Origin of the sequence: Alteromonas sp. Mac1 (assembly GCF_001562125.1) — a bacterium.
In the GTDB taxonomy this organism is placed as follows: Bacteria; Pseudomonadota; Gammaproteobacteria; order Enterobacterales; family Alteromonadaceae; genus Alteromonas; species Alteromonas stellipolaris.
Window position 1 is genome coordinate 1,611,456 of sequence record NZ_CP013932.1, and the last position, 11,829, is coordinate 1,623,284.

Below are 11,829 nucleotides of genomic sequence, written 5' to 3' on the forward strand. Positions count from 1 at the left end.
GACTTTTTCCCAAATACTTATAAAGCTATTCTTTCACCGGTTTCAGTTAGCCGATAAAAGTTACCCTTTTCTATCAACAATCCCTCAGAATGTTTTGTTGGAAAGCTTCCACGATAATCATCAGGATGTTTCACATCAATAGCAAACACGCGGCCGTCAAACTGTTTATTTACCCTAAACTGTAAGGTATGCCCTACCGTTACTGATAGTGCGTCGAACTTATCTAATGTTTTATGTACAGAGGTATTACTTACATCACCTTTGAAATACCCTCGATACCACGCTAACCCGGTCTCAGTTGAAATTAACGCTTCCGTTACCTTATCGGCTACACCGGGAAAATACATTTGTCGGTAATAGGCTTTAGCCTTAGTGTTTATCTGTTGCAAACTTAAATCAAGGTTCGCCATATCTTCATGAATACCACCATGTACAAATAAATGGCCGTTTATTTTTTCAATAGTATTTTTACTGGCAAGCCAACGCCCTATGTACGAATTGTGGCTGAATAAATCGGCCTGGGTTTTGCCAAGCAAGCCCGCAATGGGAATATACTTATTAGCCGCAGATTTAAAATTGCCTTGAAGGTTTTTAAGCTCGTGATTACCAATAATGTAATGCACCACCCCGCCCGCTTTTTGGGCTTCTTGCTCTAGCTTATAAATGAACCAGAGCAATTGAGTAGTAGAAAACCCTCTGTCTACCATGTCGCCCACTAGCACTAAATGGCCTTCACCAAATTGCCATTCAAGGTTTGAATTAATAACGTTATGGGTAATAAGGAAATCACGGAAGGTTTTGTAATTCCCTTCTAAGTCGGATATTGCCAAAATAGGTGCATTGCTTTCATATACCGACGCTGTATTGGTGTTCAGTGCGTTTAATGGCTTTAAATTGAAGGTGAACGTGGCATCTTCTAAAGCAAAATAAACCTCAAGGGGCTCTGCTGTTTTATCTGTTAAAGGCACATGGCGCTTTTCTATAAAGAAGTTGTCTTCTCGGCTTCCCCGAATGTAATTTATTTCAACAGAAGTATCCCCATTGCCAGAGCCCTTAACATCTGCGCCTGTTACATCAGAGCTTGCTACATCAGAGCTTAACGTCGTTTTATTCGTGAAAAATACAAACGGCCCTTCCCCACCAACTTTATAGGCCAATGGCGCATCGCCCATATTGATAGAGCCATGCTGACTTATTAAGACACCCACGCCAATAACGGCCAATACAAGAGAAACAAGCAGAAAATGCCCTAGTGATTTAGCTAAACGTTTCGCTGCACGTTTAAGCATAATGATAGCCAACAGCAAACCGTTTAAGCAAAGCCAGAATGCGGTACGTAAGTAAGCTGATCGCGTAGGCACTTACCAACGCCACCGGCGTTATCCACAAGCCTGAGATAGTAGTGTCGCTATGCGCCAGTATAGGATTACTTAAAAAGCCAATAGCAACAGAGTTCCCCTCAGCTTCTACCCAAAAAGCAATGCCGTTAGGCAACAACAGGTTCGCAAATGCCAATACAACCAACGCTAAACCTGTACCATAGCCAAAGGCCAACATGCCCCAGTACAAGGTTTTCGACAGCCCTTTGGTGACCGATGCTAATGGGCGAAATCCTTTTGGTGGCGGCGTACCTTGTTGAATATGACTTACGTAGTTTTCGGCAAGTACTCTAGGCGCACCAAGGCCAGCTAAGATACCTTCAATATCGGCCTCTTTTCCGGCCATTTCCTGCTGATCGATAACGTCATAAATATGAGATTCAATTTCTTTAATCACTTCAGCCGCATCTTCAGAACTTAACGAGGCCAAATAACGGTTAAAGCTTTTTAGGTAGTTGCTTATTTGTTCCCTTCCACTCATTGTGCTTATCCTTTTCTTTTTCCAGTTTCTTTGCCGTTGTCTGTGCTGTTATTCGCGCCACTTTTTGAATCTGCTAACAACGATTCCATATCAACTACCGAACGCTTCCACCGCGCGCGCAGAACATGTAATCGTTCAAGACCACTGTCGGTGAGTGAATAATACTTTCGTGGGCGCACTTCACCCTCTTGGTGCCATTTTGCATTAAGCACCCCTTCTCGCTTAAGCCTGTCTAGCAGTGGGTAAAGCGTACCTTCACTAATCACCATGGTTTCAAAGCCATGTAGGTAATTGAGTATCGCCAGCCCGTACTTTTCTTCACCTGCGACAGCCGCAAGCACCGCCAGCTCTAAAGTGCCTTTACGTAGTTGAGCATCCCACTTCGCGCTTAGATTTGCAGTTTCTGTCATGACCTTCCAGCTAGGTTAAACTTATTACTATGTAATACATAGTATAATTTATAGCATAGTAAACAACCAAAATACAACTTACGCTTTTAACGGTTCGTTTTGGTTTTTTAATTTGTGAGCGAAGAGCAACAATTTAATTTGTTGTTTAATTTTGAGAAGTTGGAGGGTAATCTGAATTTATTGATTACAGTGTTGAACTCAGAATGATGTGTTTAGATAGGTCGGTTTAGAGGTCTAGTTAGCTGTAATGCACTTTAATAAGAACAATATAAGCATCGAGCACTGAACCCTATTTAAGGTTGCTGACAAGATGTAAAAAAGGATTTTTATCAAAATGAAAATGGTCAAATTTGCAGCGTTAACTTTAATTGCTATCATTATTGCATTAGCACTTTCTTATGAAAAAATTATCACCGGCATACTATTGCCTCAATATATTGACTGGGCGCATGAATTGGTAGCCAGGTAGGTTGTTGCGAAGTTAACACACAACTAGCTAATTATGTGCAAAGACTGAAGCTTTGTTCAGTCTCTATTCGCTGCAAAAAATTTTAGCCAAGCGTTATCATCCATAATTGAAAAGTTATGTACTTAAATACAATCTAAGGAAAAAATCAGTATGACTAAAAGGAATAAAATAGGGACTTGGTCAATGTTAGTTATTGCTTTCGTAGTTTTTATGGCAGCTGTGTTTGTGCTTGGTTCAACAATTGGCTCGATGTATGTATTAGGGTCATTTGAACTGTCGTTCCTTGAAGTCGGAATCATTTGTGGTGGAATAACATCTATATCTGTTTTTGTACGCTGCGTTAAACAACTGAAAAGTAACTCTGAATTAGCAAGTACATAAGCAAAAAAGTACCCAACGCTGCGTGCATAGGGACATTCTAAACAAGCAGGATGTTAGAGCTACAAGGAGTTATCAATGAGAAAATTAGTTTCATTATCAATCCTAAGTGTTTTTGTGATGTCTTGTGCATCGCTTAAGCCCAACGAAACTACCCAAGCTTTTGCTGAAGAACCTATTCGGTATATAGATTTAACTGCAGACAGTAAAATGGATTTAATCGAGAGGTATTGGGTCGTAATAAAAAGTGCAGACCCCAAGTACCCCGTTGATGCTGCTAGAAGAGGCTTGTCTGGCTGTGTTGATTTTATTGTAGCAATTGATAGTAACGGAACACTAAGTGGGTTTAAAATTAAAAAATCATACCCTGAAGGTGTATTTGACAAATCTGCGGCGGCAGCATTAAACAGGTGGAAGTGGTCAGCATCAAAAGACAATATTGAAAACACACCGGTACTAACCACAACCCAATTGAACTTTATGGTTAGCAATTCTAAAAATAAAGCTGAAACAGAAAAGCAATGCGACTTTTCTCATATATGAACAAGTAATTTAGATATTAAGAATCACTCACCCATCCGAACTAAGGAACATAGGATGTTTCCAAATTTACGTTCAAAATTTGCGTCAGTCATGTATGTGCAAATTTGGGAGCATCGATTAAAAGTCACTGATACTGCAACGCGCGAATCTTTTGATGATTACCCCGCTATAGTCATTAAAACTAACGATAAAGGTGAGAAGCTGATTTCAGGTGTTGGTAAAGAAGCGAGTGAGAAGCTTCAACACAATGAAATTGCCATTAATCCATTTTCCCACCCTAGAGTACTTTTCTCAGACTTCTATGTAGGCGAAAAACTACTGCAACACACATTCAAGCATTTAAGTAATAATAAAGTGTTACGGCCAAGGCCTAAGGTTATTATCCACCCGATGGAAAAAACTGAAGGTGGCCTCACTATGATTGAAAAGCGAGCATTCAAAGAGTCAGCGATTGGTGCAGGCGCAATAGCAGTAAAGATTCATTCGGGCTTCAAATTACGTTTAGAAACAATGAACTTTGACGAACTAGAAGATGACGATAAACCTACAATACAAAGTAGTTCACCACCATCAAAGTTGGCTAGCTATGGCGGATTTGTCTTTTACATTGTAATGTTAACTTTAGCTGTTTGGTATTTAGGCAAATGAACTAGATTAATTGGACCAAAGCGGGTTGGGATACTTTGAATTTTATAAATTAACACTTATCCCATTCACTAAAGGAAAATGACAACCGGATGGAATATCTCTATTTAGTAGCACTGCTTATATTTCTGTTTACTTTTTTTATGTGGAGGTCTCCACGCCTAAATAATCCAGAGCATGTATTGCAAGAGGTTGGTGATGACGTGCTCATTCTTCACACTCCTTTAGCACGACTTTGGCCATCTCAGGGTAAGCGAATAAAAAAACATAAGGCGGCGCGTATTCAAAAAGCGGGCAATATTGTTACGTTGTTTAGTCACAGCTCAAATGCTATCGATATCACCCTCTCACAAAAACACAGTGCTCTAGTGTTTGACCGTGCTTGTTTGTTGTTTCCAAGTGCTGAGAAAGGCATTGTTTAATGTGGATAACTACTAGCTGAAACTGGTAAGGACGCAGAGAGAAAAACTTCAACATTATCGATGTTGCAGTAAATCATTTCTCACCGCCCTCTTTTGCCAACCCTATCATTACGAGGAATTGTCATGAAAGTCTCTGTTGAAATAGTAAATGCATTTATTGACGGTGACACAGGTGGAAATTCAGCCGGTGTGGTTTTAAATGCGAACGCTTTAACCGCGCAGCAGAAGCTACACGTGGCGCAAAAAGTGGGGCTATCTGAAACTGCCTTTGTTTCTCGCTCAGACGTTGCCACTATAAAGCTGGAGTTTTTCACCCCAGTACAGCAAATTGCGCATTGCGGCCATGCCACCATAGCAACGTTTAGCAGAATGAGTGAGCTTGGTCTTGTTCAAAATGGGCGGATGTCGAAAGAGACAGTAGATGGCGTGAGAGAAATAATTATTGATGGTTCAATGGCATTTATGGAGCAGTCACCGCCGACCTACACCGATGTATTAGATACCGAAGAAGTTCGAGCTGCACTTAATCTTTCAAGCGATGTGCTGCTCGACTCAGTAACTATTGTAAATACGGGGAATGCTTTTTTACTTGTGCCCCTTCAAAATGCGTCTTCTGTCGCTGAGATACACCCTAATCAAGCCCTTATTAATGAAATAAGCGAACAATACGATTTGATAGGTTTTTATGTGTTTTCAAGAGATACCGAAGTTGACGGACGTCACGCTGGCGCTAGAATGTTTGCACCACGCTATGGGATAGACGAAGAATCTGCAACCGGCATGGCTGCTGGCCCTTTAGCTTGCTATCTTCATGACCGCCAAGGACTCGAAGATACGACATTACTGATTGAGCAAGGCCATTTAATGGACCCACCATCGCCCAGCGTAATAAATGTTAATTTACAGTTGGTTAATGGTAGCATCAGTCGTTTAATGGCTGGTGGCGTTGGCCGCTCCATTCGACAGGTTGAAATAGAAATTTAAGCATGCCGATTTATTGTCGTAAACAGGGATAGTGGCGTACGTTCTGTGCTTCGCACGATAGCTCGAAGGTTTTTACCCAATAGTGCTGAAAAATCTAATCCAAATGTTAGCTCTTATTGCTCGTCAGCGCCTTTTCTTTCAACGTGTCATCTATAAGATTTTTAGCCGCTATACAGCTCGCTAACGTACTTATGACGAATGTCATCTCTCTTGCATTCTCTATTCCGGCAACTAGGTACCAAACACAAAACATGATGGCACTTAAAACAAAGTGCGTTGCAACAAATTTTAAATATAGCTTTTTCATAGAATTATCAATTAAGGAATACGGGCACGGGTCTTGGGATTAGTGAGTTAGCGTCAAAATCATTTTAAGCGATGAGATTTACTTTTCCTACTGAACTGAGTATCGGTTTTAATGCACGAAACCAAATTTTTTGCATAAAAAAACTCGGCACTTAATGCCGAGTTCATATTATTCACGTAAACGTTTATTCAACGTTTTACACCACGCCAAACGCTTTTAGTACGTCACGTTTTTCACTTCAAAACTATCGCTATTTGATTGTATCTTAGGCGTATTTTTCATAGTGACATTTTCAATCAAAGTTATAGGCTCACCATTGGTTAAATAGAGCGAAATAGGCGCGCTATCAACCCACGTTGAATCGCTAACATGGAGGTTCTGTACACCATGAAAATACATAGAAGCGCCAGTTCTATGGGTTGAACCTTTACCTACATTGTTTAGCGTATTGTTAGTTATAGTTACCGCTGGGCCAAAAGTACTTTCGTCAAAGCCGCCGCGGTAAATGGTTACCACTTCTTCTTTGATGTCTTTAAACGTATTACCCGATAGGGTTAAGTTTTCTACACTGTAAACCCCTAAGTCGTCCGTCTCTTTGTTTAGCGACAGCACTGCACCCGTGATGTTTTCCATATGGGAGTTCTTAATATCGATGTAGTCGGCAAAAGTACCAGGGTGCGCTTTAAAGAAGTAGAAGTAGCCGTTGATATCTAAATCGGTCACCTTCACGTTTTCGACCGACAACGCATAGTTAATATTCATAGAAGAACGGCTGGTTCTAATAATGCTATTTCCTTTGTAATCTGGTGATGCTGCGCCATCAAACCATAAGTTTTCAACTTCAAGCGCGCCGCCGTTTTCAATTACAATAAAGCTTGGTTTTTCAGAACGAATAACGGGCTTATCGCCCTGCTCGGCCATAATAGTGATAGGGTGATTAACCGTGGCAAAGCGCGTTAGTAAATACTCTCCACCATTTTCAAGCACTAGAATATCGCCAGGCTTACTTGCAACAAGGGCGTTAGCAAGTGTATCCATACCCGGTTTAACCGCAATTTTACTGCCGCTTTTAAAGGGTATTTGGCTTTCGTTTTTCGCATAAAAACGGGCACCGGTGTCTTCCTTAGTGACAGGCAGTTTTACTTCACCAAAATCGATGTTGTCTAGCAATGCTTTTTCAGGTACCCACAAGCCATTACTGTTTTTGCTTACCTTATAAGGTACTTTTTCAAACCCTGAAGAAAGCGGGTTACTGGCATCTTCATTTAACACATTGCCTTTAAAGGTAATGCCAGAAACATCACTGAATACGGTAATTGGGTTAAGGTTTTGCTTACCCAATATAATGTTATTTTGCATTTCTGTAGTGGTAGGCGGTGCTGAACGCTCTTCATCTGCCCCTGCGCCAAGCTGAATATAGTCACTATCAATAACCACGTTATTGTTCATTGCAGATTCAATAACAGGGTCGTAGCGGTTTGGCGGCGAATTCGGTACGCCATTCATGATCACCAGCGCACCACGAAAACGACGCCCCGTTAAGCCATACATGTAGTTATTACTCACGGTTTGGTGTTCGTTAATAATGCGTATACCACCCGTATTTGGCTTTCTATTGCCTAAAAAGTAGTTGTTTTCTACCGTCGTGTAATGGCCATGGCGCATAGTCAGGGTGCCTTGGGCTTCAAAAAACACGTTTCCTTTGAAAGTATTGCCACTCGACTTATTCGAAATAATTTCGTGTTCGCCGTTGGTTCTATCAAAGTAGTTATACTGCACTAGTGTGTTAGCGTACTCTCTTGAAAAATGGCTAGTACCTATGCGTAAGGTTTCGCCGCCATTGGCACCAAGTACTTGTCGTGGGCCAAAGTAGTTGTATTCAATAGTATGATAATTTTTGCGACTGCCTTCAGAGTTCATACGTACCGCAACGGTTACGCCCCGGTTACGTTTGTTGATGAACGAGTTATGGTCGATACGATTATGTTTGCCATAAATGGCTAACCACAAATCAGAGAGTTGGCGCTCTGGGTGACTGAAGTTATCAATTACCACGTTCGTTAATCGGGAATGGTTTGCTAATTCATCTGGCGAAGTGCGAAATGCAATTACCTCGCCCGTAGGCGTATGACCATCGGTAAACACTAGCCCTTCTATTACAAGGTATTCACCTGAAACACTTAAGTTCGACAGGCCAGTTATTTTTACTTCACCAGGGGTTTGAGCTTTTAGTGTAATGGGGTTGTCTTCAGTGCCCTTCCCCTTTAATACCAGCTCTACGTCATGCCATTCTCCATTTGCCATCACTATGGTATCGCCTGCTTTCGCTTGGGTTACAGCACTGTTGAATTCATCGATGTTCTTCACCATTTGTGCAGATGCAAATGAGTGAACGCAGAATAAAACCACTAAGCCAAATAGCTTAGCCGCGCTACTTTTTCGAGCTAGTTGCGGTACAACTTTTTGTAAGGCACTAACCTGTAATGCGAATACGCCTTTCATCATAAAAACTCCATCTTGACGGCGCATTATTTGCTGCGCCATTAAATTTGTTTACTTCTATTTGCTATGCGTTGTGTTACCACTTACAGCCGTAAATTTGTTTATGAATTTAATGATGCAAGTCACTCACCTTCATGCCATAGCGTGTTAACGTTATGCCTATGTAGTTTGAACATATGCCGTGGCGTCTTTAATAATGTCATCCAATGTTGCTGACACATCTACCTTCAAGCCGTAAGTGGGCATTTCAAAGGTTTGCAATTGATTTTCTAGCAGACGGCCGTCGAAAAAGTGATTTTCCCGTGCAGAGAGTCTGGCGCTTAATAACCCGTAACTACCTGTAAGCACCACCCATTCAATAGGAAGTGTGTCATTCGCGCTCAATACGTTTCGGTAGCTTTCTTTTAGTGCTGAACACGCTAGCACAACCCCTTTTTGTTGTTCGTAGCGAGCAAGTTCCCCCGCTAAGGTTTGCAACCACGGCCATCTATCATCATCGGTTAGCGGGATCCCGCTTTGCATTTTTGCTTTATTAACTTCAGGGTGAAAATCGTCTGCATCAATAAACGGCAAGCTCAGTTGCTTACTTAATGCCTGCCCTACGGTCGACTTTCCGGTACCCGATACACCCGCCACTACAATAATCATTGCCACTACCCTTTAAAGTTGTTCAACAATGGCAATTACACCATTGGCAGAAATAACAATGGCAAACAGCAGTGCTAGCCCTAACATTATGTTAAGAAATTTGCCTGGCGCATGTTCTTTCATAAGCTCTCGTTTGTTTATTACCACTAGAATGCCAATGATGACTAAGGGCAACACGAACACGTTAAACACCTGAGAAAGAATTTGCCCTTTAATGGGATTGAACCCAAATACGGGAATGATCAGCGCCACTAAACAGGCTATACCGGTAATAGTTTTAAATTGAGTAGATTTGGTGTCTAGCTTTCCTGAGCGGTAATCAGCGATTAACAAGGGAGCAATAAGCAGACAAGGAAATACCGAAGATAAGCCCGCGGCCAACGTGCCAAAGAAAAATACCGTTAGCGCCGTTTTACCTGCTATAGGTTCAAGGGCGTTCACCATGTCGAGTACATGGGTAATCTTTTTACCTTCGTGGTATAACGCGCCATGAGCAACGGCCATTACCGATGCACTAATTACAAACACTAAAAACGCTGCCACAAAAGCGTCTTTCTTCTGCTGCTTTTGGTTCTCCATACCCCAGCCTTTACCCTGGATAAACAGTGGGCGAGATAAAAATGTAGCGGCTGCCATAGTGGTGCCTACGAAGGCGGCCACCATCATTTTTCCGCCTTCTACATCAGGTATTGAAGGAACAAAGCCCGCTGCCACTTCTGCGGGCATGGGATGTACTACCAATAACGAAAACACAAATGAAATACCCATGCAGGATACAAACATAACCAGAATTTTTTCAAACAACGAGTACTTACCAATCAGCATAATGGCGTACATAATACTAATGACACTTACTGCTATGGCTAACACCAACTCGTATTTGTAAGCGTTAAGGGATGGAGAATACAACGCCAGCATTTCAAAAATAATGTTAGATGATATGCCGAGAATGCCCATTAATGAGTTCCACTGGCCAAAGGTAACGCCCGCAATAATGAGTATGGCGATAGGTCGCCCAAATTTAAGATGCTTTTTAAAGCTATAAAGCGCAGTTTCACCGGTAACAATGGCGTAATTACCAAATGCATAGATAAGTGCCCCTGAAAATAGGCAACTTAGGAACAACACCCATAGCAAAGACATGCCATAGGTACTGCCCGCTACTATCATAGACGTAACGCTACCTGTACCTATGGTGTACCCTATTGCAAAGAAGGCTGGCCCAAAGGCCATTATTTTTTTTATTATCGACGACATCTCGTTACCTCTGTCATTCTGACAATGTTAGTTATAGCAAACCTGCGGTTATGGCTTATGCAAAAAGGCCTGACGATACCAACCTTTACAGTCGTATTTTTAAACCTAGCGTTTAGGCTTGCCTAGGCCTGTTTTTTACATGAGCCTGATACCTGAGCTCTATATCTGAGCTCTATATCTGAGCTCTATACCAGCCCTCTAGGCCATGTATACGCCGCCGTTAATATCTAACGTCGCACCAGTGATAAACCCGTTGTATTCAGAGGCAAAGAAGGCTACCGCTCGGGCCACATCCATTGGGTTGCCTGCCCGTTTTAATGGTATTTCACTGATGGTTTTATTCGCCGATTCATCGGTGGTGTGGGTAGCATGAAAACGTGTGCCTAAGATCAACCCCGGCGTTACCGTGTTGACGCGAATACCGTCGCCAGCTAATTCAGCGGCTAATGAACGGCTAAAAGTAAGCACCGCACCTTTCGATGTGGAATAGGCGAGAGACCCGCCGTGCCCGCCTTTTCGGCCTGCAAGTGAAGACAAATTCACAATAGATGCACCCTCATCAGCGCGTTTTAGCATAGGTAAGAGTGCACGGGTAACCATCATCATAGAGGTCACATTAACCGCCATCACTTGTTCCCAAAAGTCATTTTTAATATCACTTAAGGTGTGTCGCTCAACCAAGTCGCCGGTATTGTTTACCAATATATCAAGCGTAGACGTTAAATTAGCCACTTCGTTAGCGAAGGTATTAACCGTGTCTTCTTTGGTTAAGTCGGCTTGAAGCGGAATAATCTCCCCAACACCAGACTCCAGCACTTCTTGCTGAAGCTCTTCAACTGCGTGTTTCGAGCTATAGTAATGCACAAAAACGGTCGCACCTTGTGCCGCAAGTTCAGAAGAAATAGCGCCGCCAATACCACTGGCACCACCGGTTACCAATACTCGCTTTCCAGTTAACGTATTCACACCAAAACCCTCTATATAATTGAAAATCAGTTAACAAATTCACAGATAACGTTTTGTGCATTTTCGCTAAGGCAATGATGTCGCAAGTCGAAAACCAGCAATAGTTTCTGTGAAGTATGTTTTACACCCCGTTAAGTTCATTATTTAAAATAATCAAACAAAACCGGTTTAGTTTTGCCAACAAGCTAACATAGAAGTGAGTGATGTCAACGCAAAAATAACAACTTAACATACAATTCACACTCATTAAATTAACAAGCCGCCAATTAAAAACGACTTTAATACCTATATATTTCAGCGCTTTATCCTTTATAAAGTTTTACCCAAATGCTAGATGTAAAAAATACCGACTGTTATTCTGCTCTACAGCCTTACTCACACTCTCGCCCAGTAGCACCGATTTATTCAAGTCTTTACAATCTGGTTTCTGATTAAACG

Annotated in this window: 12 protein-coding genes; 5 read left to right on the forward strand and 7 right to left on the reverse strand. The window is 41.8% G+C overall.

The annotated features are described in order from the left end of the window. Positions 1–17 precede the first annotated feature (17 nt). From AV939_RS06800 to AV939_RS06810, 3 genes are read right to left on the reverse strand one after another with little or no spacing between them, the layout of a single operon-like run. Positions 18–1,289, reverse strand: coding sequence for a metallophosphoesterase (locus tag AV939_RS06800; RefSeq protein ID WP_057792304.1), 1,272 nt, complete (start codon positions 1,287–1,289; stop codon positions 18–20). Next, positions 1,282–1,860, reverse strand: a complete 579-nt coding sequence (locus tag AV939_RS06805; protein ID WP_057792306.1) for an HAAS signaling domain-containing protein — start codon at positions 1,858–1,860, stop codon at positions 1,282–1,284. Before AV939_RS06805 ends, AV939_RS06800 begins: the two co-directional genes overlap by 8 nt. 5 nt (positions 1,861–1,865) lie before the next feature. Continuing rightward, positions 1,866–2,270 carry a PadR family transcriptional regulator gene (locus AV939_RS06810; RefSeq protein ID WP_057792308.1) on the reverse strand — a complete coding sequence of 135 codons (405 nt, stop codon included), beginning with the start codon at positions 2,268–2,270 and terminating at the stop codon, positions 1,866–1,868. Positions 2,271–2,889: 619 nt separating this feature from the next. Between AV939_RS06810 and AV939_RS06815 the strand changes: the two genes are divergently transcribed. From AV939_RS06815 to AV939_RS06835, 5 genes are all read left to right on the forward strand, one after another. Further along, positions 2,890–3,120, forward strand: a complete 231-nt coding sequence (locus AV939_RS06815) for a hypothetical protein (RefSeq protein WP_138118034.1) — start codon at positions 2,890–2,892, stop codon at positions 3,118–3,120. 75 nt (positions 3,121–3,195) lie between these two features. Next, the gene (locus tag AV939_RS06820) at positions 3,196–3,660 is read left to right on the forward strand and encodes an energy transducer TonB (protein WP_057792312.1); all 465 of its coding nucleotides are present in this window, start codon (positions 3,196–3,198) and stop codon (positions 3,658–3,660) included. Positions 3,661–3,714: 54 nt separating this feature from the next. After that, entirely contained in the window at positions 3,715–4,308 is a 594-nt protein-coding gene (locus AV939_RS06825; RefSeq protein ID WP_057792314.1) for a rod shape-determining protein, read from the forward strand. Positions 4,309–4,487: 179 nt separating this feature from the next. Beyond that, entirely contained in the window at positions 4,488–4,727 is a 240-nt protein-coding gene (locus tag AV939_RS06830) for a hypothetical protein (RefSeq protein WP_138118036.1), read from the forward strand. A gap of 123 nt (positions 4,728–4,850) precedes the next feature. Next, positions 4,851–5,711, forward strand: coding sequence for a PhzF family phenazine biosynthesis protein (locus AV939_RS06835; RefSeq protein WP_057792318.1), 861 nt, complete (start codon positions 4,851–4,853; stop codon positions 5,709–5,711). A gap of 523 nt (positions 5,712–6,234) precedes the next feature. Here the strand turns inward: AV939_RS06835 and AV939_RS06845 are convergent. The 4 genes from AV939_RS06845 to AV939_RS06860 form a co-directional block, all read right to left on the reverse strand. Further along, the gene (locus AV939_RS06845) at positions 6,235–8,523 is read right to left on the reverse strand and encodes a chondroitinase-B domain-containing protein (protein ID WP_377894041.1); all 2,289 of its coding nucleotides are present in this window, start codon (positions 8,521–8,523) and stop codon (positions 6,235–6,237) included. A 156-nt stretch (positions 8,524–8,679) separates the two neighbouring features. Next, the gene (locus AV939_RS06850; protein ID WP_057792322.1) at positions 8,680–9,168 is read right to left on the reverse strand and encodes a gluconokinase; all 489 of its coding nucleotides are present in this window, start codon (positions 9,166–9,168) and stop codon (positions 8,680–8,682) included. Between the two features lie 12 nt (positions 9,169–9,180). Further along, the gene (locus AV939_RS06855; protein ID WP_057792323.1) at positions 9,181–10,425 is read right to left on the reverse strand and encodes an Nramp family divalent metal transporter; all 1,245 of its coding nucleotides are present in this window, start codon (positions 10,423–10,425) and stop codon (positions 9,181–9,183) included. A 198-nt stretch (positions 10,426–10,623) separates the two neighbouring features. Then, positions 10,624–11,391, reverse strand: a complete 768-nt coding sequence (locus AV939_RS06860; protein WP_057792325.1) for an SDR family NAD(P)-dependent oxidoreductase — start codon at positions 11,389–11,391, stop codon at positions 10,624–10,626. Positions 11,392–11,829 lie beyond the last annotated feature (438 nt).

Bases quoted from the DNA above. Each gene is read 5' to 3' on its own strand.
- AV939_RS06815 (WP_138118034.1), top strand. From the start codon at position 2,890: ATGACTAAAAGGAATAAAATAGGGACTTGGTCAATGTTAGTTATTGCT.
- AV939_RS06810 (WP_057792308.1), bottom strand. From the start codon at position 2,270: ATGACAGAAACTGCAAATCTAAGCGCGAAGTGGGATGCTCAACTACGT.
- AV939_RS06825 (WP_057792314.1), top strand. From the start codon at position 3,715: ATGTTTCCAAATTTACGTTCAAAATTTGCGTCAGTCATGTATGTGCAA.
- AV939_RS06845 (WP_377894041.1), bottom strand. From the start codon at position 8,523: ATGATGAAAGGCGTATTCGCATTACAGGTTAGTGCCTTACAAAAAGTT.
- AV939_RS06835 (WP_057792318.1), top strand. From the start codon at position 4,851: ATGAAAGTCTCTGTTGAAATAGTAAATGCATTTATTGACGGTGACACA.
- AV939_RS06805 (WP_057792306.1), bottom strand. From the start codon at position 1,860: ATGAGTGGAAGGGAACAAATAAGCAACTACCTAAAAAGCTTTAACCGT.
- AV939_RS06820 (WP_057792312.1), top strand. From the start codon at position 3,196: ATGAGAAAATTAGTTTCATTATCAATCCTAAGTGTTTTTGTGATGTCT.
- AV939_RS06855 (WP_057792323.1), bottom strand. From the start codon at position 10,425: ATGTCGTCGATAATAAAAAAAATAATGGCCTTTGGGCCAGCCTTCTTT.
- AV939_RS06800 (WP_057792304.1), bottom strand. From the start codon at position 1,289: ATGCTTAAACGTGCAGCGAAACGTTTAGCTAAATCACTAGGGCATTTT.
- AV939_RS06850 (WP_057792322.1), bottom strand. From the start codon at position 9,168: ATGATTATTGTAGTGGCGGGTGTATCGGGTACCGGAAAGTCGACCGTA.